The 20,497-nt window shown below is 71.4% G+C and carries 18 protein-coding genes; 9 read left to right on the top strand and 9 right to left on the bottom strand.

All coding sequences use genetic code 11. The features are described from left to right. Positions 1 to 49: 49 nt before the first annotated feature. On the bottom strand, positions 50 to 388 hold the full coding sequence (locus tag AC5Y4S_RS01410) for a hypothetical protein (RefSeq protein ID WP_500029308.1): 339 nt from the start codon (positions 386 to 388) through the stop codon (positions 50 to 52). A 140-nt stretch (positions 389 to 528) separates the two neighbouring features. Further along, positions 529 to 3,810, bottom strand: coding sequence for an error-prone DNA polymerase (locus AC5Y4S_RS01405; RefSeq protein WP_500029307.1), 3,282 nt, complete (start codon positions 3,808 to 3,810; stop codon positions 529 to 531). Positions 3,811 to 3,978: 168 nt separating this feature from the next. Here AC5Y4S_RS01405 and AC5Y4S_RS01400 point away from each other — a divergent pair, with 168 nt between their 5' ends. The 3 genes from AC5Y4S_RS01400 (at position 3,979) to AC5Y4S_RS01390 (ending at position 8,997) form a co-directional block, all read left to right on the top strand. Next, positions 3,979 to 5,304: a wax ester/triacylglycerol synthase domain-containing protein gene (locus AC5Y4S_RS01400; protein WP_500029306.1), complete on the top strand. Its 1,326-nt coding sequence runs from the start codon at positions 3,979 to 3,981 to the stop codon at positions 5,302 to 5,304. Positions 5,305 to 5,345: 41 nt separating this feature from the next. Next, entirely contained in the window at positions 5,346 to 6,458 is a 1,113-nt protein-coding gene (otsB, locus tag AC5Y4S_RS01395; protein WP_500029305.1) for a trehalose-phosphatase, read from the top strand. 118 nt (positions 6,459 to 6,576) lie between these two features. Next, positions 6,577 to 8,997, top strand: a complete 2,421-nt coding sequence (locus AC5Y4S_RS01390) for a PE family protein (protein ID WP_500029304.1) — start codon at positions 6,577 to 6,579, stop codon at positions 8,995 to 8,997. Here AC5Y4S_RS01390 and AC5Y4S_RS01385 read toward each other — a convergent pair. Beyond that, positions 8,994 to 9,863, bottom strand: a complete 870-nt coding sequence (locus AC5Y4S_RS01385) for a MaoC family dehydratase (RefSeq protein ID WP_085184883.1) — start codon at positions 9,861 to 9,863, stop codon at positions 8,994 to 8,996. The genes AC5Y4S_RS01390 and AC5Y4S_RS01385 overlap by 4 nt on opposite strands. A gap of 82 nt (positions 9,864 to 9,945) precedes the next feature. Between AC5Y4S_RS01385 and AC5Y4S_RS01380 the strand changes: the two genes are divergently transcribed. From AC5Y4S_RS01380 to AC5Y4S_RS01365, 4 genes are read left to right on the top strand one after another with little or no spacing between them, the layout of a single operon-like run. Continuing rightward, positions 9,946 to 10,650, top strand: coding sequence for a histidine phosphatase family protein (locus tag AC5Y4S_RS01380; protein ID WP_500029303.1), 705 nt, complete (start codon positions 9,946 to 9,948; stop codon positions 10,648 to 10,650). 16 nt (positions 10,651 to 10,666) lie between these two features. Next, positions 10,667 to 12,622, top strand: a complete 1,956-nt coding sequence (locus AC5Y4S_RS01375) for an SDR family oxidoreductase (RefSeq protein WP_500029302.1) — start codon at positions 10,667 to 10,669, stop codon at positions 12,620 to 12,622. A 42-nt stretch (positions 12,623 to 12,664) separates the two neighbouring features. After that, on the top strand, positions 12,665 to 13,411 hold the full coding sequence (locus AC5Y4S_RS01370; protein ID WP_500029301.1) for a 2OG-Fe dioxygenase family protein: 747 nt from the start codon (positions 12,665 to 12,667) through the stop codon (positions 13,409 to 13,411). 10 nt (positions 13,412 to 13,421) lie between these two features. Continuing rightward, positions 13,422 to 14,369, top strand: a complete 948-nt coding sequence (locus AC5Y4S_RS01365) for a nucleoside hydrolase (protein WP_500029300.1) — start codon at positions 13,422 to 13,424, stop codon at positions 14,367 to 14,369. On the opposite strand, the gene AC5Y4S_RS01360 is transcribed toward AC5Y4S_RS01365, so the two are convergent. From AC5Y4S_RS01360 to imuA', 3 genes are all read right to left on the bottom strand, one after another. Continuing rightward, the gene (locus tag AC5Y4S_RS01360) at positions 14,332 to 14,652 is read right to left on the bottom strand and encodes a hypothetical protein (RefSeq protein WP_500029299.1); all 321 of its coding nucleotides are present in this window, start codon (positions 14,650 to 14,652) and stop codon (positions 14,332 to 14,334) included. The genes AC5Y4S_RS01365 and AC5Y4S_RS01360 overlap by 38 nt on opposite strands. A 76-nt stretch (positions 14,653 to 14,728) precedes the next feature. Then, positions 14,729 to 16,258: a DNA polymerase Y family protein gene (locus tag AC5Y4S_RS01355; RefSeq protein WP_500032036.1), complete on the bottom strand. Its 1,530-nt coding sequence runs from the start codon at positions 16,256 to 16,258 to the stop codon at positions 14,729 to 14,731. A 35-nt stretch (positions 16,259 to 16,293) separates the two neighbouring features. Then, positions 16,294 to 16,950, bottom strand: coding sequence for a DnaE2-dependent mutagenesis accessory factor ImuA' (gene imuA', locus AC5Y4S_RS01350; protein ID WP_500029298.1), 657 nt, complete (start codon positions 16,948 to 16,950; stop codon positions 16,294 to 16,296). 89 nt (positions 16,951 to 17,039) lie between these two features. On the opposite strand from imuA', the gene AC5Y4S_RS01345 reads away from it, so the two are divergent. Then, complete coding sequence (locus tag AC5Y4S_RS01345; RefSeq protein WP_500029297.1) at positions 17,040 to 17,627, top strand: hypothetical protein; 588 nt, start codon at positions 17,040 to 17,042, stop codon at positions 17,625 to 17,627. On the opposite strand, the gene AC5Y4S_RS01340 is transcribed toward AC5Y4S_RS01345, so the two are convergent. From AC5Y4S_RS01340 to AC5Y4S_RS01330, 3 genes are all read right to left on the bottom strand, one after another. Further along, positions 17,628 to 18,074 carry a nitroreductase family deazaflavin-dependent oxidoreductase gene (locus AC5Y4S_RS01340; RefSeq protein WP_500029296.1) on the bottom strand — a complete coding sequence of 149 codons (447 nt, stop codon included), beginning with the start codon at positions 18,072 to 18,074 and terminating at the stop codon, positions 17,628 to 17,630. Then, positions 18,071 to 18,952 (bottom strand): NAD(P)H-binding protein, encoded by an 882-nt coding sequence (locus AC5Y4S_RS01335; RefSeq protein ID WP_500029295.1) that lies wholly within the window; start codon positions 18,950 to 18,952, stop codon positions 18,071 to 18,073. The genes AC5Y4S_RS01340 and AC5Y4S_RS01335 overlap by 4 nt, the downstream gene beginning before the upstream one ends. A gap of 64 nt (positions 18,953 to 19,016) precedes the next feature. Then, on the bottom strand, positions 19,017 to 19,769 hold the full coding sequence (locus AC5Y4S_RS01330; protein ID WP_500029294.1) for an SDR family oxidoreductase: 753 nt from the start codon (positions 19,767 to 19,769) through the stop codon (positions 19,017 to 19,019). Positions 19,770 to 19,865: 96 nt separating this feature from the next. Between AC5Y4S_RS01330 and AC5Y4S_RS01325 the strand changes: the two genes are divergently transcribed. Next, complete coding sequence (locus AC5Y4S_RS01325) at positions 19,866 to 20,495, top strand: TetR/AcrR family transcriptional regulator (RefSeq protein ID WP_500029293.1); 630 nt, start codon at positions 19,866 to 19,868, stop codon at positions 20,493 to 20,495. Positions 20,496 to 20,497: the final 2 nt, after the last annotated feature.

Raw genomic sequence — 20,497 nt, 5'->3', positions numbered from 1 at the left:
AACGTGCAGCCACGGGGGAAATCTCGCCACCAGCCGGCTGACCCCGAGATCAGGGCGGGGGCGGCCCCCCGGGCGGAATCGCGCCGCCGCAGCCCCCGGGCGGCGGCGGCCCCGGCAGTGGCTCGTCGCCGCCGACGCAGTCGTAATAAAATTGCGGCCCGACTATCCACGTTTTCATCCACTGGTGCCAAAACGACCCGTCGGGGTACTTCTCGCCGTCGCACACGGCCAAATTGCCGTAGCCCCATCGGCCCCCCGGGCAGAAGCCCTTCGTCATGTCCGGCTGGTGCGGGTCGGGTGGATCGGCGCTGGCCACCGCGGGAGAAAGGACAAGCGCCGCAGCACAACCCAATATCGCGGCGCCGTGGCGAACGGGCTTGAGTTTCATTTCGACTCCCTTGACACAGTGAATCAATACAGCCGATTCCAAGCGATCTTTAGAACAGCTTACGACGCGGCGGAATTTGGCTATGGGACCTTTCCGCGCAAGACGCATAACAACCATTAGCCGCGCCGCCTGTGCACGGCTCAGCGGAAGTCGCGCGACTTCGAGCCGACCGCCAGAGTGATGCGGCCCAGCCGCTCGGCCACGACGGTGACGGCGCCGCTGGCGTTTTGCACCTGCCCGCGGATCAGCAGCGCGGGCGCGGTGTTGGCCAGCTTGCGGTGGCGCGCCCACACCCCCGGCGTGCAGAGCACGTTGACCATCCCGGTCTCGTCCTCCAGGTTGATAAACGTCACCCCCTGGGCCGTCCCGGGCCGCTGCCGGTGGGTCACCGCGCCGGCGATCAGCACGCGGTCGCCGTCGGGCACGGATCCCAGCGCGTCGGCGGGCACCACGCCCATCGCGTCCAGGTCCGCCCGCAGGAATTGCGTCGGGTAGCTGTCCGGGGAGATGCCGGTGGCCCACACGTCGGCGGCGGCCAGCTCCAGCTCGCTCATCCCCGGCAGCGCAGGGATGTGCGACGACGAGCCCACGCCGGGCAGCCGGTCCGGGCGTTGGGTGGCGGCGGCCCCGGCCGCCCAGAGCCCCTCGCGCCGGGACATGGAAAAGCAGCCCAGCGCCCCGGCCGTGGCCAGCGCCTCGGTCTGCGGCACGGACAGCTGCAGCCGGGTGGTCAGGTCCAGCAGGGAGGTGAACGGGCCGTTGGCCTTTCGCTCGTCGACCAGCCGCTCGGCGAGGTCGTCGCCGATATGGCGGACGGCACCCAGACCGAGCCGGACCTCCGTCCCTTCGTTCTCCAGCGTGGCGTGCGCGAGGCTGGCGTTGACGTCCGGGCCGTGCACCGTCACGCCGTGCCGGCGCGCGTCGGCCACCAGCGACTGCGGCGAGTAGAAGCCCATCGGCTGCGCGCGCAGCAGCGCCGCGCAGAACGCCGCCGGGTGGTGCAGCTTGAACCACGACGAGTAGAACACCAGCGACGCGAAGGACAGCGCATGGCTTTCGGGGAACCCGAAATTGGCGAAGGCTTCCAGCTTTTCGTACGTCCGGTCGATCACGTCGTCGGAGGCGCCGTGCAGTTCGCGCATGCCGTCGTAGAACCGGCCGCGCAGCCGTCGCATCCGCTCGGTCGAGCGCTTGGAGCCCATGGCGCGGCGCAGCTGGTCGGCCTCGGCGGCGGAAAAGCCGGCGCAGTCGACGGCGAGCTGCATCAGCTGTTCCTGAAAAAGCGGCACTCCCAACGTCTTTCGCAACGCGGGCTCCATGGACGGGTGGTCGTAGACGACCGGGTCGACGCCGTTGCGCCGGCGGATGTAGGGGTGCACCGACCCGCCCTGGATGGGACCGGGGCGGATCAGCGCGACCTCCACCACCAGGTCGTAGAACACCCGCGGCTTGAGCCTGGGCAGGGTAGCCATCTGGGCCCGCGACTCCACCTGGAACACGCCAACGGAATCGGCGCGGCACAGCATCTCGTACACCGCCGGCTCGGAGAGGTCGAGGCGGGCCAGGTCCACCTCGATCCCCTTGTGTTCGGCCACCAGGTCGATGGCGTAGTGCAGCGCCGAGAGCATGCCCAGCCCGAGCAGGTCGAACTTCACCAAACCGATTGCCGCGCAGTCGTCCTTGTCCCATTGCAGGACGCTGCGGTTCTCCATGCGCGCCCACTCCACCGGACACACGTCGGCGATGGGGCGGTCGCAGATCACCATGCCGCCGGAATGGATGCCCATGTGCCGCGGCAGGTTCCGGATCTGGTTGGCCAGATCGATCACCGCCGGCGGGATGTCTTCGATGTCGGGTGAGTCGGCGAGCCCGTTCCAGTGGCTGATCTGCTTGCTCCACGCGTCCTGCTGCCCCTGCGAAAAGCCCAGGGCACGGGCCATGTCGCGCACCGCGATCCGGCCCCGGTAGGTGATGACGTTGGCGACCTGGGCGGCGTAGTCCCGGCCGTACTTGTCGTAGACGTACTGGATGACCTTCTCGCGCTGGTCCGATTCGATGTCCATGTCGATGTCGGGCGGCCCGTCGCGCGCCGGCGACAGGAAGCGCTCGAACAGCAGCTCGTTGGCCACCGGATCCACCGCCGTGACCCCGAGGGCGTAGCAGACCGCGGAATTGGCCGCCGACCCCCTGCCCTGGCACAGGATGTTGTTCTGGCGGCAGAACCGGGCGATGTCGTGCACCACCAGGAAGTAACCCGGAAACGTCAGGTGCGCAATGACTTTCAGCTCGTGCTCGATCTGGGCGTAGGCGCGCGGCGCTGATTCCGGGAGCCCGTAGCGCTCCCGCGCGCCCGCCATGGTCAGGTGCCGCAGCCAGCTGTCCTCGGTGTGCCCGTCGGGCACGTCGAACGGCGGCAGCTGCGGCGCGATGAGCGCCAGCCCGAACGCGCACTGCTCGCCGAGCTCGGCGGCGGCCGTCACCGCTTCGGGGCGCCAGGCGAACAAGCGGGCCATCTCCTCGCCGGACCGCAGGTGCGAACCGCCCAGCGGGGCGAGCCACCCGGCGGCCGAATCCAGGGACTCTCGGGCCCGGATGGCGCCCATCGCCATGGCCAGCCGCCCGCGCGACGGATCCGCGAAATGCGCTGCGGTGGTGGCGACGACGCCGACGCCGAAGCGCGGCGCGATCCCGGCCAGCGCGGCGTTGCGTTCGTCGTCGAGCGGGTGACCGTGCCGGGTCAGCTCGACGCTGACCCGATGCGCTCCGAACCGGTCCACCAGGTCGGCCAGAGCCCGCTCCGCCGCGTCCGGACCGCCCTGGTAAAGCGCCTGGCGCACATGGCCTTTGCGGCAGCCGGTCAGGACGTGCCAGTGCCCGCCGGCGGCCTCGGTCAGTGCGTCGATGTCGTAGCGCGGCTTGCCCTTCTCCCCGCCGGCCAGGTGCGCCGCGGCCAGCTGCCGCGACAGCCGCCGGTAACCCTCCGGGCCGCGGGCCAACACCAACAGGTGCGGGCCGGGCGGGTCGGGTTGCTCGGTGCGGGCGCCCGGCCCCAGTGAGAGTTCGGCGCCGAAGACGGTGCGCAGCTCGAGTTCGGCGGCCGCTTCGGCGAACCGCACCGCCCCGTACAGGCCGTCGTGGTCGGTCAGCGCCAGGGCGCGCAGGCCCAGCCGGGCGGCCTCCTCCACCATCTCCTCGGGGGTGCTGGCGCCGTCGAGGAAGCTGAACGCCGAGTGCGCGTGCAGCTCGGCATACGGGACGGAGGAGCGGGCCGGCCGGGTGTCGTCGGGCGGCTGGTACGTCCCGCGCCTGCGCGACAACGGGGCGTCCTCGGGAGGATCCGCCGGCGCGCCGGCGTGGCGCGGCTTGCCGTCGAGCACCCGCTCCATTTCCGACCAGCTCAGCGGCCCATTAAACCAACCCACGTCGCCGAGTCTACTCGAATGTATGTTCGATTTAACCCTGGCTCGTGACAACGGTTGTTAAACGGATCTTCAACTCCTAAACAAGGTCTTAACGCTGCGGGGCCTACCGGGCATAACCTGCCGCGCAGATACTGGTACAAGATCAAAATTCGACGGCGGGGACGAAGCATGGCGCAGGTGAAGACACTGGACACGGCGTTCCCCGAGCAGCATGCCAGCCTGGCGATCGGGGCGGTCGCCATCGTCGACGGGCCCGCCCCCGATGACGAACTACTGAAAGAGCTGCTGGCGCAACGACTTCCGTCGATTCCGCGGTGCACGCAGGTGCTGCGAACCCAGGACTTCGAGTGGCTCGACTGCCCGGGACTCGATTTCGCCCATCACGTGCGCCGGGTGGCGGTTCGGCGACCGGGCGATGACGCCGAATTGTCGCGGGCCATCGCCCATGCCCTGGAGCGCCCCCTCGACCTGGACCGTCCGCTGTGGGAGTGCTGGGTCATCGAGGGGCTGCGCGGCAACCGGTGGGCGATTCTGATGAAGGTCCATCACTGGCTGGCCGACGGCCACTCGGCCGCCCACCTGCTCACCCGACTCTGCGACGACGCCGACCGGGACACGTTCGCCAATCACGCCGGCCCCAAAGGGGTTTCGCCGACACAGGGCGACAAGCGCGGCTGGATCGACGCGCTCGGGCGGGCTGCGGGGCTGGCGGACTCCCTCGTCGGGGCGGTGTGGCCGGCGGCGCGGCCTGCAGTCGGCGCGGTCACGACCATGCGTAAGTACGCCACGGTGCGGGTGCCGCGCGCCGACGTCGACCGCGTGTGCCGCAAATTCGGGGTGACCGTCAACGACGTTGCGCTCGCGGCTATCACCGAGGGTTTCCGTACGGTCCTACTGGGCCGCGGCGAACAACCGCGGGCCGACTCGCTGCGCACCCTGGTGCCGATGCCGATGCGATCGGCCATGCTGCCGTATCTGCCCGTCGAGCACGAGGACCCGGTCCAGCTGTTGCGGGCCGTGCACGACCTTTGGAAAGCCCCGAAGGCCAAGCACACCGACGAGCCCGGCCTCGTCGAGTCGGCGCTCAACATGTTGCCGACGATGTTGCGCAGCAACGTGATACAACTGCTGGCGCGGCTGCCGCAACGCGCGATCGTGACGCTGGCGACCAACGCGCCGGGTCCCCGCCACCAGCTGCGGCTGATGGGCCGGACGTTGGAGCGCTTCCTGCCGATTCCCCCGACCGCCGTGCGGCTGAGCACCGGGGTGGGCGTGCTCAGCTACGGCGACGAGGTGGTGTTCGGCATCACCGGCGAATACGACGCCGCGGCCGACGTCAAGCAGCTGGCGGCCGGCATTGAATTGGGCGTGGCGCGGCTGGTGGCGCTGAGCCAGGACTCGGTGTTGCTGTTCAGCAAGGACCGTCGGCGCAGGAGCAGGGCCCGGGCGTTTCCGAACCGGTCGCAGCGCGCGCACCCGTCGTCGCTGCGCTGACCCGGGCCCGGTGGCCTTGGTCACCGTGAGAGGGTGGATCGGTGCCCACCTTGGAGCCGGTCACCATCGACCCTCGCCGTCACGACGCGGTGCTGTTCGACGCCGGATTGGGGTCCACCGAGGCACTGGTCGGGCAATTGCGGGATGCCGGCGTCGACACCGGCGGCTTCTCGTCGAGCGACGATCTCGTGGGCGAGGGCGTGCGGCCGGGCCGGAGCGTCGTCGTCACCAACGACCCGGCGGTGGTCCGGGCCGCGCGCGAGCACGGGTTCGCGTTGGTCATCGGTGTCGTCCCGGCGGGTGACGCCGACGCGGTCGTCGACGACCTCGACCAGATCGCGGTGCGCACCGGGGACCGCCGGATGTCGGAGCTGCCGGACGCGCTGGAGGCGCTCGACGCCCTGGCCGCCCGCGGGCCGGCCGTGTTCTACGACTTCGACGGCACGCTATCGGAAATCGTCAACGACCCGGACGCCGCGAGGCCGGTCGCCGGCGCGGTCGAGGCGCTGGGGAAGCTGGCCGCGCACTGCCCAGTGGCGGTCCTGTCCGGACGCGACCTCGCCGACGTGACGCAGCGCCTGGGCGTGCCGGGCATCTGGTATGCCGGCAGCCACGGCTTCGAGCTGACCGCGCCCGACGGGACGCACCACCAGAACGAGGACGCGGCGGCGGCCGTGCCGGTGCTCGAACAGGCGGCCGCCGAGCTCCGCGACAAGCTCGGGTCCATTCCCGGTGTCGTGGTGGAGCACAAGCGTTTTGGCGTCGCCGTGCACTACCGCAACGCCGCCCGTGATCGCGTCGGTGCGGTCGCCGCGGCGGTGCGGACGGCGGGCCGGCGCGACGCGCTTCGGGTGACCACCGGCCGCGAGGTCATCGAGCTGCGCCCGGACATGGACTGGGACAAGGGAAAGACCCTCCGCTGGGTGCTCGAGCACCTGAGCGAGGCCGGCCCCCTGGTGCCGATGTATCTCGGCGACGACATCACCGACGAGGACGCGTTCGACGCCGTCCGCGCGGACGGTGTCCCGATCCTGGTGCGGCACAACGAGGACGGTGACCGAGCCACCGCCGCGCTCTACGCGCTGGACGCCCCCGCGCAGGCCGCCGAGTTCACCGACCGGCTGGCGGAGCGGTTAAAAAGCGCCCACGCATAACCATCACCTCCGGTCTGCTGACCGCCGGTCATTCCTGCGAATCGTCTGAGCCTCGGCGTATCTCCGAGCGTGAGGTACGCGAACCCGCTAGGCTTCCCGCCGACTCGGGAGGTCAGTTATGTCATTTGTATTCGCGACCCCGGACGTGGTGGCGTCGGCCGCAACGGACTTGGCCGGGATCAGGTCGGCGATCGGTTCGGCCAACGCCGCCGCCGCCGCGCCGATAGCGCAGGTGCAGGCCGCGGCCGCCGACGAGGTGTCGGCGGCCATCTCCGCGCTGTTCGGCGAATACGGCCAGGCATATCAATCATTCAGCGCGCGGGCGACCGCGTTCCACGACCAATTCGTGCAGCTGTTGAAAGGCGCCGGCCTGTCCTACGCCGCCGCCGAGGCCGCCAACGCCTCGCCCCTGCAAACCCTCGAACAGGACGTGCTCGGCGCCATCAACGCGCCCACCCAGACGCTGCTGGGACGCCCGCTGATCGGCAACGGCGCCGACGGGACCGCGGCGAGCCCGAACGGCCAGCCGGGTGGGTTCCTGTATGGCAACGGCGGCAATGGCTACACGCAAGCCGCCGGGTCCGGCCTGGGCGGCGGCAACGGCGGCTCCGCCGGGCTGATCGGCAACGGCGGTCTCGGCGGCAACGGCGGCAGCAGCACCACCGCCGGGGTGGCCGGCGGCAACGGCGGGGCCGGCGGTCGCGGCGGCTGGCTGGTCGGCAGCGGCGGTGCCGGCGGTAACGGTGCGGCCGGCGCGACCGGCACGTCCGGCGGTGTGCTCGGCGGCGCGGGCGGCAACGGCGGCAGCGGCGGAGCGGGCGGTGCGGCCGGGCTGTTCGGGGGCAACGGGGGCGCCGGCGGATCCGGCGCCGACGGCGGAACCGGCGGTGCCGCAACCGGATCCGGTGCCACCGGTGGCCAGGGCGGCAGCGCCGGCAGCGGCGGGACGGGCGGCCGCGCCGGGCTGTTGTGGGGCGACGGCGGGACCGGCGGGAGCGGCGGGCTCGGCGGCAACGGCGGGCAGGCCGGGACGAGCGCCACGCCCGCCCCCAACGCGGTGAGCGGCAGCGCGGGCAGCGGCGGAGCCGGCGGGGCGGGCGGGACCGCCGGCCTGTTGGGAGGCAGCGGCGGCGCCGGCGGCCACGGTGGCGCCGGCGGTAGCGGCGGGACCGCCTGGGGCGGCTTCAGCCCCGGACCCACGAGCAGCGGTAACGGCGGCGCCGGCGGCGCCGGCGGCGCGGGCCAGAGCGCCGGGCTGCTGTGGGGCACCGCCGGAGCCGGCGGGGACGGCGGCAACGGCGGAATCGCCGGGAGTCTCCGCGGGAACGGCGGCGCCGCGGGCGCGGCCGGTGCCGCGGGCAACGGCGGCGGTGGCGGCAACGCGGGGTTGTTCGGCACCGGCGCCGCGGGTGGGAACGGCGGACAACCCGCCGATAACGGGGGCGGCGGGGCCGGCGGCAACGGCGGTCGCGGCGGGTGGCTCTACGGCAACGGCGGCGGCGGCGGCAACGGCGGCAACGTCAACGTCCAGCAGGGCACCGGCGGCAACGGCGGCGGCGGCGGGGCCGGGGGTGCCGCCGGGCTGTGGGGCAACGGCGGCGCCGGCGGCACCGGCGGCGACGGCCCGCCGAACAGCATTCTGACCGGCGCCCCCGGCGATGGGGGCCACGGCGGGGCCGGCGGAGCCGCCGGCTGGCTGGTCGGCGACGGCGGCGCCGGCGGGCACGGCGGGGCCGGCGGGGTCAACGGTTCCAACGCCGGCTCCCCGGCCGGCACGGGCGGCGCCGGCGGCAATGGTGGCCGAGCCGGGTACCTCTCCGGCAACGGCGGAACGGGCGGGGCCGGCGGCGCCGGGGGCGACAACGTGGACAACGGGGCCGGTGGCGACGGCGGCCTTGGTGGTGCCGGCGGCAACGCCGGACTGGTCGGCGCCGGCGGTCACGGCGGCCAGGGCGGCGCCGCCGGGAACGAAGCCGGGGGCAACGGCCGGGGAGGCATGGGCGGTAACGGCGGCAGCGGCGGAACCGGCGGGTTGCTGTCCGGCAATGGCGGCGACGGTGGTTCCGGCGGGCTGGGCGGCAGCCAAACCGCCCACAGTGTCGGCAGCGGCTACTTCGGCGGGAACGGCGGGAGCGGCGGCAATGCCGGGCTCTTCGGCGCCGGCGGGAACGGCGGCGCCGGCGGGAACGGCGGGAACACCAACGGCCCGACCAGCGGCACGACCGGGACCAACGGCGGTGACGGCGGCGGTGGCGGGAACGGCGGCACCGGCGGCGCCCTCTACGGCAACGGCGGGGCCGGCGGCGTCGGCGGGTCCGGCGGGAACAACACCGGCACCGCCACCGGCGCGACACGCGACGGCGGCACCGGCGGGGCCGGCGGCTTCGGCGGCAACGCCCAGACCGTCGGCAACGGCGGCGCCGGCGGAAACGGCGGGGCCGCTGGCACCGGCCCCACGGCTCCCGGAACCCCGGGAACCGGCGGGGCGGGCGGCAAGCGCGGCTCGCTGTTCGGCACCGCCGGCAGCAACGGGACCTAGCCCGCGTACTCCACGGCGCCGTCGTCGAGCACCACGCGCGCGGGGTTGCCTTCGGCGCCGGACGCCTCGGTGCGGAACACGGCCTTGCCCGGCTCCGTCCGCCAGATCAGCGTGGTCAGCGTCTCGCCGGGAAACACCGGCGAGCTGAACCGCGCGTCGATCGAGGTGACGTTGGCGGCCACCCCCTTGCCCAGCTCGGCGACCAGCGCGCGGCCCGCCACCCCGTAGCTGCACAGCCCGTGCAGGATCGGCTTCGGGAACCCGGCCAGCTCGCGGGCGAACCACGGGTCGCTGTGCAGCGGGTTGCGGTCACCGGAGAGCCGGTAGATCAGCGCCTGATCCTCGCGGGTGGGCAGCGGGAGGCGCGCGTCGGGCTCGCGGTCGGGGATCTCCGGCGCGACCGGCCGCTGGCCGGGCACTCCCCCGAAACCGCCCGCGCCGCGCACGACGAAGGTGGTCGTCGTTTCGGCGATCAGCGTCCCCGAATCCGGGTCGGTGCCGCGGGCGCGCAACATCACGACCGCGTTCTTGCCCTCGCCCTTGTCCTGAATGTCGGTGACCTCGGAGACCACCGACAGCTTCCCCGCGGGCGGCAGCGGCGCGTGCAACCGGACGCCCTGCGATCCGTGTAAGAGCATGGCCCAGTTGAACGTTCCGATCTTGCCCGCCGCCCCGAAGGCCGGGCAGCAGATCACCGCGTAGGTGGGCAGCACCTGCTGGGTGATGTCATGGCTGTTCTCGGTGGTGAACGAAAGGTCGTCGGTGCCGCAACCGACGCCGAGCGCGTAAAGCAGCGTCTCCCGGTCCGTCCATTCGAACAGCATGGGGTCGCTCATCGCGCCGACCGCACTCGGGTCAATCGCCATAGGGGGCTCCTTTCGAGGATTTTCTGCACCTAACCATCGCAAACCCTTCCCCCCGGCACCGTCGGCAGGGCAGGCTATCGACATGCGCAAGGGGAGCATGTCCTGGAAATTCGTGGCCGCGCTCGCCGCGGTGATGATCGTCGGCGCCTGCGGCGGATCACCACAGGTGCGCAGCATCACGATCACGTTCATCCGGCATGCGCAGTCGGAGGCCAACGCCGGCGGGATCATCGACACCAGCGTGCCGGGTCCCGGCCTGAGCCCGGAGGGCAAGTCACAGGCCGAGCAGGTCGCGCATCAGCTCGGCCGCGAGCACTACGACGCCGTCTACGCCTCCACCATGACGAGGGCCCAGCAGACCGCGGCGCCGTTGGCGGCCGAACTCGGCAAGCAGGTGGAGGTGCTGCCGGGCATCCAGGAGATCAACGCCGGCTGGTTCGAGGGCAAGCCGATCTCGATGGACCCGACGACGTACCTGTTGGCCCCGGCGGACTGGCTGGCCGGCGACACCCAGAACAGCATTCCCGGCTCGATCTCCGGCAAGGAGTTCAACGACCGGTTCACCGCGGCGGTGCAGAAGATCTACGACAGCGGTCACAGCAAGCCGGTGGTGTTCGCGCACCTCTACTCCATCGAGTACTGGGTGCTGATGAACGTGAAGAACGCCAAGGACAGCCTGCGCACCAGCCACCCGCTGCCCAATACCGGCCGCGTGGTGATCAGCGGCAACCCGGCCACCGGCTGGACGCTCGAGGATTGGGACGGCATCCGCAACTTCGGCGGCTGACCGCTACCATGACCGAATGCGGTATGTCGTTACCGGCGGTACCGGGTTTATCGGGCGCCGCGTCGTCTCTCGTCTGCTAGCCACCGAGCCCGATGCCCAGGTGTGGGTGCTGGCCCGCCGCCGGTCGCTGGGGCGGTTCGAGCGCCTGGCCGTCGAGTGGGGCGAACGGGTCAAGCCGCTGGTCGGCGAGCTGCCGGAGCTGGGCCTGACCGACGAGACGCTGGCCGAGCTGGGCCGCATCGACCACGTCGTGCACTGCGCGGCGGTCGACGCCGAGGGCACCCGCGCGGTCATCGAGCTGGCGACGCGGCTGGACGCCACGCTGCACCACGTGTCGTCGATCGCCGTGGCGGGCGACTTTCGCGGCGAGTACACCGAGGACGACTTCGACGTCGGCCAGCAGCTGCCGACTCCCTATCAGCGGGCGACGTTCGAGGCCGAGTCGCTGGTGCGGTCGACACAAGGGCTGCGCTACCGCGTCTACCGCCCGGCGGTCGTGGTGGGCGATTCGGTCACCGGCGAGATGGACAAGGTCGACGGGCCGTACCACTTCTTCGGCGTCCTGGCCAAGCTGGCGACACTTCCCAGGTTCACCCCGATCGTGCTGCCCGACACGGGGCGCGCCAACATCGTCCCGGTCGACTACGTGGTCAACGCCCTGGTGGCGCTCATGCACGCCGAGGGGTGCGACGGCCGGACGTTCCACCTGACCGCGCCGAAAACCGTTGGGTTGCGCGGCATTTACCGCGGTGTCGCCAAGGAGGCCGGCCTGCCGCCGATGCGCGGGTCGCTGCCCGGCTCGGTGGCCGCGCCGGTGCTCAAGGTGCGCGGACGCGCCCGGGTGCTGCGCAACATGGCGGCCACCCAGCTCGGAATCCCCGCCGAGATCTTCGACGTCGTCGACTCCAAGCCCACGTTCGTCAGCGACGAGACCCGAAAAGCGTTGCGGGGCACCGGGATCGAAGTCCCGGAGTTCGCCAGCTACGCGCCCGCGCTGTGGCGATACTGGGCCGAGCACCTCGACCCCGACCGGGCGCGGCGCGACGACCCGAGGGGCCCCTTGCAGGGCCGGCACGTCATCATCACCGGCGCGTCCAGCGGGATCGGGCGGGCGTCGGCGATCGCCGTCGCGGAGAAGGGTGCGACGGTGTTCGCGCTGGCCCGCAACGCCGACGCGCTCGACGAACTGGTCGCCGAGATCCGCGCGGGCGGCGGCCAGGCGCACGCGTTCGCCTGCGACGTCACCGATTCCGCGTCGGTCGAGCACACCATCAAGGACATCCTGGGCCGCTTCGACCACGTCGACTACCTGGTCAACAACGCCGGCCGGTCGATCCGGCGCTCCGTGTTCAATTCCACCGACCGGCTGCACGACTACGAGCGGGTGATGGCGGTCAACTACTTCGGCGCGGTGCGCATGGTGCTGGCGCTGCTGCCGCACTGGCGTGAGCGCCGCTTCGGTCACGTGGTGAACGTGTCCAGCGCGGGCGTGCAGGCGCGCAACCCCAAATACAGTTCCTACCTTCCGACCAAGGCGGCGCTCGACGCGTTCGCCGACGTCGTCGGGTCGGAGACGCTGTCCGACCACATCACGTTCACCAACATCCACATGCCGCTGGTCCGCACGCCCATGATCGCGCCGTCGCACCGGCTCAACCCGGTACCCGCGATCAGCCCCGAGCGCGCGGCGGTGATGGTGGTGCGCGGCCTCGTCGACAAGCCGGCCCGCATCGACACTCCGCTGGGCACGCTGGCCGAGGCCGGCAACTACTTCGCGCCCAGAACATCGCGGCGCATCCTGCACCAGCTCTACCTCGGCTACCCGGATTCCGCCGCGGCCCGCGGGCTGCCCACCGAAGCCCCCACGCCGAGCCGCCGGCCGAAGCGCCCGGTGCGCGCCGTCACCGCCGGGATCCGCGCGCCGCGACCCGTCAAGCGGCTGGTGCGACTGGTGCCCGGAGTGCACTGGTGAACGCGGGGTTTTAGCCCGGCCGGTTTGCGGTATTCCGGCGCGATGATCCTTTGCGAAAAGCGGACGAACGCCGACCCGGTGGCCGCCGCGGGCCGACTGGTCGCCACGACCGGCGTCGCCGTGCTGCCCGCGTTCGACGTGACGCGCAGCCTCGAGGTCGGCCGCGAAGAGTGGACGCGGTTCGCCCGGCATTGGCGGCAGCTGGCGCCCGACCCCTACGCGGCGGAGCTGGGGGTGCGGCGGCTGCGCCGCTACGGCCAGTACTCGTTTCGTGACGGCGTGCTGCGGCCGATGCCCAAGCTCGCGTTCGTCCAACCGCAGGACTCCAACCCCCTCTACGTCGGCAGGGACCGCGAGTTCGAGCCGCTGACCGACGCGTTCGCCGCGGATCCCCTGCTGCACAAGGTGATCGGACTGCTGGCCCGGGTCGCCGCCGCCCTGGACGACGTGGCCGACTGGAACGTCAAGGTGCACCCGTTTCGCATCCGATGCTGCGCGGACGACGGGGACAGCAGGGGCAGTCCGACGCCCGAGGGCCTGCACCGCGACGGCGTCACCCTGGTCAGCTCGCTGCTGATCGGGCGGCGCAACGCCTTCGGCGGCGAGAGCACGGTGTGCGACCTGGACGGTCGGCAGCTGCTGGCGACGACGCTGGCCGAGCCGGGGACGCTGATGCTGGGCGACGACCGCCGCACCCTGCACGCGGTGTCGCCGATCCGGCCGATCGACGGCTCCGGGCCGGCGCAGCGCGACGTCCTGGTGATCACGTTCGCGTCCGCCTGGCCGTAAACTCACGGCGGTGAACCGCGTTTTCGTCGACGTCGACACCGGCATCGACGACGCGATGGCGTTGATCTACCTGCTGGCCAGCGCCGACGCCGACGTGGTGGGCATCGCCTCGACCGGCGGCAACATCCACGTCGAGCAGGTCTGCGAAAACAACCTGCGCTTGCTCGAATTGTGCCGGGCCCCGGCGATACCCGTGTCCAAGGGCGCCGACGACCCGCTGTGCGGCCACTGGCCGCATCACTCGAAGTTCCACGGCCCCAACGGTTTAGGCTATGCCGAACTCCCCCGCACCGACCGGCGGCTCACCGACCACGACGCCACCGCGGCCTGGGTGGCCGCGGCGCGCGCCCATCCCGGGGAGCTGGTCGGGCTGGTCACCGGCCCGCTGACCAACCTGGCGCTCGCGCTGCGCGCCGAACCCGCGCTGCCGGCGCTGCTGCGACGGCTGGTGATCATGGGCGGCTCGTTCGGCGGCGACATAAACCCGATGGCCGAGTGGAACATCCGGGTGGATCCCGAGGCGGCCGGCGAGGTCTTCGCCGGCTGGGCTGGGCAGCAACGACTTCCGATCGTCTGCGGCCTGGACCTCACCCGGCGCGTCGCGATGACACCGGAGATCCTGGCCGAGCTCGCGGCCGCCGCGGGGCCGTCGCCACTAGTTCCGGTGATCGAAGACGCGATGCGGTTCTACTTCGAATCCCACGAGGTCCGCGGGCACGGCTACGTCGCCTATATGCACGACCCGCTGGCCGCCGCGGCGGCGCTGGACCCGCAGCTGATAACGACCCGGGCGGCGACGGTGGACATCGAGCTGGCGGACGCGCCGACCCGGGGCGTGACGACCCCCGATTGGTCAGGGGATCGAAAAGCCAACGCGCTGATCGGTGTTGGCGTGGACGCTTCGGTGTTCTTCGAGCGGTTCATCGAGCGGGTCGGGCCGTTCGCGCGGCGGATCTGACCGAGCGGATGTCGATCAGGTTGTCGGGACGGCCCGAGTCCGGCAAGTCCGCGGGCACATCGTCGTCGCGGCGGGCCGGGCGGCGGTTGCCGGCGACATGCCGGTAGGACCAGACCAAGTCGTCGGCCTCGCTGCCGACTTTTGATACGGCCCTCGACGCGGCCTCCGACACGGCGCCGATCATCCGGCTCAGGTGGAGCACCGTCGCATGCGCGGCTTCGAGGACGGCGCCCGTGCTTCGCGCGAGGACGTCGTCGACCTGCCGGCCGATTTCAGCCGCCATCCTTACTCCTTCACTGAACACCCGAATAGCTTCGACCACCACGGTACCGAAGACTTGAACACGTTGAGTCACAGCACTACTCGTAGGCCCCCTCGAGATACCAGCGCCGCTGGCGGTAGCACAGCAGAAACGCCCGCTCGTCCTCCAGTAAGACCTGGGCGCGGGCGGCGCGGCCCTTCGCGTCTGGATCCCACCACCGCTCGTCGACCGGCCACGGCCCGGCCCACCAGCGCAGCCCCTGGTCCCGGCCGCGCACGGTCAGATGGGCGGGGTCGGCCGAGAACATCCCCCGGGCGGTGACGCGTACCGGATTGCCTTGGGCGTCAAGCAGATCCACCGGGTCGTCCAGCAGCACGGCCGGCGACGGCTCGGGCAGTTGACCGGGCCACGGCGGACCCGGGTCGGCGTGCGGTACCGGCTCATCGCCCAGCGGGGTCAGCGTGATGCGTTCGGCGGGCCCCCGCCCGCCGGACAGCACCGGCACCCGCACCGCCTCCGGGCCGAGCAGGCCCTGCACCCGCACCAGCGCCCGACGGGCCCGCAGCCTGTCCTCCTCGCCGAGCCCACCCCACAGCGGCAACTGCAGCGCCTCGGCGGACACCACCTCCACCGCCCGCAGCCGCAACAGCGTCACCGGCGCGGTCGGGCGCGGGGTGCGGTCGGATCGGCTGCTCAACCATCCGTCCAGCTGCCAGCGCACCCGGTCGGCGGTGGCGTCCTCGGTTAACGGCTCGGCGCACCGCCATACCCGTTGCAGCTCTTCGCTGTTGGCGGTGACGGCGTGGATGGCCAGCCGGGTGCAGCCCACACCCGCGGCCATCAGCGCCTGATGCAGCGCGCCGGCCAGGAAGCGGCCGGCGAAGGCCGCGGCGTCGACCCGGTCGATCGGCGGGTCGCAATCCAGCACCGCCTCGAGCTCCGGCGGCGGCTCGCGCCCGGACGGCCCACGCTCGGGTTCGCCGCGGGCGAACCGGTGCGCGGCCACCCCGTCGGCGCCGAACCGGGAGGCCACGTCGGTCCGGGACAGCGCGGCGAACTGCCCGATGATGCGAATTCCCATCCGCCACAACAGATCCGTCAGCTCTTCTCGCCCCGGACCGGACAGGCTCGGTTCGGTGGCGAGCTGCCGGATCGACAGCACCGACAGGAACCTCGCGTCGCCCCCCGCTTCGACGATCCGGCCCGCCCGCGCGGCGAAGACCGCGGTGGACAACTGGTCGGCGATGCCCACCTGGCACTCGGCGCCGGCCGCGGCGACCGCGTCGATCAGCCGCTCGGCCGCCTGCTCCTCGGACCCGAAGTAGCGGGCCGCCCCGCGCACCGGCAGCACCAGGAGCCCGGGCCGCAGCACCTCGGCGCGGGGCACCAGGTCGTCCACCGCGGCGATCACCGGTTCGAAAAATCGGGCGTCGCGGTCGGCGTCGGCCGGCGCGACGTGCAGTTGCGGACACCGCGCCGCCGCCTCCCGTCGCCGCAGCCCGCGCCGCACTCCCGCCGCGCGGGCGCCCGACGAGCAAGCGATCACCCGGTTGGCCAGCGTGACCGCGACCGGGGCCGTCGCGGGCAGGTCCACCGCAGCCGACGCCGCGACCGCCGGCCAGTCCATGCACCAGATCGCCAGAGCCCGGGAGGCCACGGGAGTCACCCCGCCCGCGCCCGGCCGATCACCCGTCTGCCCGCGCACACGCCGCTGACCTGCAGCCGCACCCGGCTGATCCGGCCGAATCCCGGGGCGGGGGCCCCTGAAGAAGCCGAAGTGATCTCATAGCCGCAGACCCGGGCCGCGAGCCGCGTCGGCGCCCCCTGCCAGTCGCCGTCGGTGACCAGCAGGGTGCACCCCTTGTTGCGGGCCCGCGCCACCACCGCCCGCGCCCGGGTGTGTGGCACCTGCCGCCCGCCCAGGCCGAGCACCACCAGGTCCATGCCGTCGATGAGCACCGCGGCCACCTCGACCGGATCGGTTCCGGGATCCGGTATCACCGCGAGCCGGCTCAGGTCCGCCCCCATCTCCGCCGCGGCCAGCAGCCCGATGTCCGGCTGGCCGACGATGGCGACGTTGCCCCCGGCCGCCGTCACCGAGGCCACCATGCTCAGCAGAAGCGACCGGGCCCCCGAGCACACCGCCACCGTCCCGCGCGGCAACGGCACCGGCAGCGACTCCGCCAGCCACCGCGGGAGCGCCACCACGGATTCCGAATCCGGCAGCGGGTCGGGGACTCGCCCGGACATTGCAGCCATCCGCCTTCGCAGCGATTCCAGCTGTTCAGCGCGGTGATCGGAGGCCAAAGCCGCGGTCATGACTGCCTCCTGTTCGAATGTATGTTCGATACATTCGCGAGTAAACACCCACCCTCCGACAAGCGTCAAGAAGCGTGAGAGGCTGCTTTATGCGGTCGTTGCTGGTGTGGCTGATGGTGCTTTTTTGCTGCATTTTTTCGGCTCCGAGCGCCGCCGCGCCCTGCCGACCGGCGGAGCTGTTCGCCGCCGACACCACCGATCCCCTGTTCGAGGCGCAGGCCACCGCGGCGATCGCGCTCAGCGGCGCGACGGTGACGGGATCGACCCCGCTCGACGGGGTGTACTGGTCGAGCGCGCTGCAACGGAGCACCCGGGAGCGCTCGCGGGAATTTCACCTGTGCGGCGCCGACGGCTCGTTGCACTCCGCCGCCGAGGCGCTGCGCCGCCAGTTCGACCAGGAAGCGGTGCTGACCTTCGACTACGAGCGCGCACCGGGAGAGGACGCGATCATCATCGCGGTGCCGGATGTCGACGTCGCCCGCTTCGGCGACGCGCTGGCGGGCGACCCGGTCGCCCGCGACCGCATCCGGGGCGGATCCGTCACCACGACCGACCACACCCTGATCGTGGTCGCCGGAAACGACGATCGAGACGTCGCCCGCCGACTCGTGGGTGAGGCCGGCGGGAACTGGGCAGCGGCCACGATCGCTTACGGCAGGCGCGAATTCGTGGAGTAACTACTCCGGCGCGATGAGGAATGCCGGGTGGCGGCGCTGTTCGGCCTCGAACGCGCCCGGGCCGTCGCTCGGGTTGGCGTTGAATGCGGCCCGGACGAACGGGATGAAACCAAATTTGCGTCGCAGTTGCATGGCGACCTCGGCGCGGCGGTTGTCGGTGACTTCGATGCAGTGGACGGTTTCCGCCCGGCGCCCGCGTCGGATGACAGCGGTGCCGGCGTCTCGCACGTTGGCGACCCACCCGGTTTCGCCGTACATCGACACCAGCCAGCGGCCGTCGTCGTGGTGGAAGACGACCACGGGGACGGAGCGCAGCGTTCCGCTGCGCCGGCCGCGGCTCTCGAGAAGGTACAGCGGGCCAAGGGGAATGCCGGCGCGCAACAGCGCGGCCGGGACTTTGGAGAAGCGCAGCATCGCCGCGGGAAGCTCGGGTCGAGGCTTGCTCACGTGAGCGCCTCACGGTCGGCCGGAAGCAGCTCGCGGTTCTCGCGCAGCCAGTCGGCGTAGCTGCGGGGCGGGCGCCCGAGCAGGTTCGCCAGGGTCGGGGTGTCGTACCAGTGGCCTTGGCGCACGGTGCGAAAGACTTCGTGCAGGATCTCGATCACTGCTGCGGGCACCCCGCCGTCGGCGAGGTCGCGGTCGAAGACGTCCTCGGTGCAATCGTCGAATCCGATCGGCCGGTTCAAGGTTGCGGAAAGGTGCTCGGCGATCTGGGGGTCGGTGATGGCCTGACCGGTGAGTTCGTAGATGCGGGAGGCATGGCCGTCGGTGGTCAGGATCAGGGCTGCGGCCGCGGCGATGTCGTGCGGATCGACGATGGTCAGCGGCTGACCGCCGACGGGTTCGCGCAGGGTCGCCTCGGTGTGGATGCCGTGCCAGGTGAACGGCACTTCGGTCATGAATCGGGTGGGGCGCAGGATGGTCCACTCGACGGCCAGGGAGCGGAGGCGCCATTCGTTGGCGCCGTGCGCGGTGAACAGCGGGTGGTGGAAGCGGCCGGCACCGAAGTTGGACAGGTAGACGATGTGGCGGGCGCCGGCTTGTTCGGCGGCGACGAACGCGTTGATCTCCAGTTGTTCCATGTCCGGTATCGGCGGGGTTGGGGCCAGTACGAACACCCGCTCGGCTCGGTCGAAGGCGGCGGTCAGCGACCGGGGGTCGGTCAGGTCGGCCACCACCGCCTCGACGGAGGGCGGGAGTGTGGCGGCTTTGGACGGATCCCGGATCAGAGCTCGGACCGGGTGCCCGGCGGCGGCGAGTTGGGTGACGAGGTGGCGGCCGACGCGGCCGGTGGCCCCGGTGACCAGGATGGGGTTATGGGTCATGGTTTGTCTCCGTGGGTGGGTGAGGCGAGCAGGTAGGGCAGGGGTGGGATCAGCCGGCGTCCGTTCAGAGGGTGGCGGCCAGGCCGCCGTCGACACGGATGTCTTCGCCGGTGATGAAGCTGGCCTCGGGCGAGACCAGGAAGGCGATGAGGCGCGCGGTCTCGTCCTCGAGACCGAAGCGGCCCAACGGAATACGCTGGGGCAACTGGGCTTTGAAGGCTGCCAATTCGTCGGGCGGTAGCCCGAGTTTGTCGAACGCGGCGTTGTCGATCGGGCCCGGGCTCACGGAATTCACCCGGATTCCACGCGGCGCGAGTTCAGCGGCCAGCGCACGCCCCATGGCCGCCAAGGCGCCCTTGGTGGCGGTGTACACCGACCAGTTCGGAGCGCCCAGATACGTCCCGACCGCACTGGTGATGACGATCGACCCGCCCGACGGCAGCAGGGGCAGCACCTTCTGCAGAGTGAAGAACGGGCCTTTCACGTTGACCGCGAAGTGCTCGTCGAAGATCTCTTGGTCGACGGCCTCGATCGGCAGCATCCGCCCGATGCCCGCGTTGAGCACGACAGCATCGACACCGCCCCACCGCCGCCGCAGTTCGTCGGCGATCAGATCGGCCGACGCGACATCTGCCGAGTCTGCCTGCAGCACAACGATATCGGCGGGCATGCCGTCACGAGCAGCTGCCAGCGTGGCCGGATTGTTGCCGGTCACCAGCACCGCGTAGCCCCGTTTGTGTAGCGCCACTGCGCTCGCGTATCCGATGCCGGTGGTGCCGCCGGTGACGAGCACGACAGGTTGTGCAGAACCGCCCATCCTCTTACCCCTCGCTATTTTTGTAGGCTCTCCTACAGAAATAGTGATGGGCAGGAAGCGACCGCGTCAAGGGTTTATGTAGTATGAACTACAGAAATGGAGGAGGACATGGCGAAGAGGGGACGACCGCCGGGATTTGACCGCGACGAGGCGCTGCACAGCGCGATGATGTTGTTCTGGGAACGCGGCTACGAGGGCACCACCCTGGAGGACCTGCAGGCTGCCATGGGCGATATCAGCGCGACCAGCCTGTACCACGCGTTCGGGTCCAAAGATGCCCTGTTTCGTCAAGCCGTCGATGCCTACCAGCAGACAGTCGGCGCGCCCGCGCTGCACGCGTTGCAGGAAACTCCGACCGCTCGCGAAGCCCTGCACGAGATGCTGCGACTCACCGCTGAATCCTTCAGCCGCTCAGGGCAACCCCGCGGATGCTTGCTGGTGCTGGGTGCGACGAATTGCACGCCGGCCAATAGCGGGGCGCAGGATTACCTGCAGGCCATCCGCCGGCAGACCCCGAAAGTCATCAAGGCACGGCTCGCCCGCGCGGTCGACGAGGGTGAATTAGCGGCATCGACCGACATCGATACCATCGCGTCGTTCTACGCCACCGTGATTCACGGCCTGGCCGTGCGCGCCGGCGACGGCGCCTCCCGCAAAGCGCTCATGGGTGCAGTCGCGGCCGCGATGGCCGCATGGCCGGGCCTCATTACGGACCCGCGGGCATAAAC

Source organism: Mycobacterium sp. NGS64, assembly GCF_059812245.1.
This window is presented reverse-complemented; position numbering and strand designations above follow the sequence as displayed.

Excerpts from the sequence above, each read along its gene's own strand:
- AC5Y4S_RS01410 (WP_500029308.1), bottom strand. The coding sequence starts at position 388 with ATGAAACTCAAGCCCGTTCGCCACGGCGCCGCGATATTGGGTTGTGCT.
- AC5Y4S_RS01400 (WP_500029306.1), top strand. The coding sequence starts at position 3,979 with ATGGCGCAGGTGAAGACACTGGACACGGCGTTCCCCGAGCAGCATGCC.
- AC5Y4S_RS01390 (WP_500029304.1), top strand. The coding sequence starts at position 6,577 with ATGTCATTTGTATTCGCGACCCCGGACGTGGTGGCGTCGGCCGCAACG.
- AC5Y4S_RS01385 (WP_085184883.1), bottom strand. The coding sequence starts at position 9,863 with ATGGCGATTGACCCGAGTGCGGTCGGCGCGATGAGCGACCCCATGCTG.
- AC5Y4S_RS01380 (WP_500029303.1), top strand. The coding sequence starts at position 9,946 with ATGCGCAAGGGGAGCATGTCCTGGAAATTCGTGGCCGCGCTCGCCGCG.
- AC5Y4S_RS01375 (WP_500029302.1), top strand. The coding sequence starts at position 10,667 with ATGCGGTATGTCGTTACCGGCGGTACCGGGTTTATCGGGCGCCGCGTC.
- AC5Y4S_RS01370 (WP_500029301.1), top strand. The coding sequence starts at position 12,665 with ATGATCCTTTGCGAAAAGCGGACGAACGCCGACCCGGTGGCCGCCGCG.
- AC5Y4S_RS01360 (WP_500029299.1), bottom strand. The coding sequence starts at position 14,652 with ATGGCGGCTGAAATCGGCCGGCAGGTCGACGACGTCCTCGCGCGAAGC.
- AC5Y4S_RS01355 (WP_500032036.1), bottom strand. The coding sequence starts at position 16,258 with ATGGACTGGCCGGCGGTCGCGGCGTCGGCTGCGGTGGACCTGCCCGCG.
- imuA' (WP_500029298.1), bottom strand. The coding sequence starts at position 16,950 with ATGACCGCGGCTTTGGCCTCCGATCACCGCGCTGAACAGCTGGAATCG.
- AC5Y4S_RS01345 (WP_500029297.1), top strand. The coding sequence starts at position 17,040 with ATGCGGTCGTTGCTGGTGTGGCTGATGGTGCTTTTTTGCTGCATTTTT.
- AC5Y4S_RS01335 (WP_500029295.1), bottom strand. The coding sequence starts at position 18,952 with ATGACCCATAACCCCATCCTGGTCACCGGGGCCACCGGCCGCGTCGGC.
- AC5Y4S_RS01330 (WP_500029294.1), bottom strand. The coding sequence starts at position 19,769 with ATGGGCGGTTCTGCACAACCTGTCGTGCTCGTCACCGGCGGCACCACC.
- AC5Y4S_RS01325 (WP_500029293.1), top strand. The coding sequence starts at position 19,866 with ATGGAGGAGGACATGGCGAAGAGGGGACGACCGCCGGGATTTGACCGC.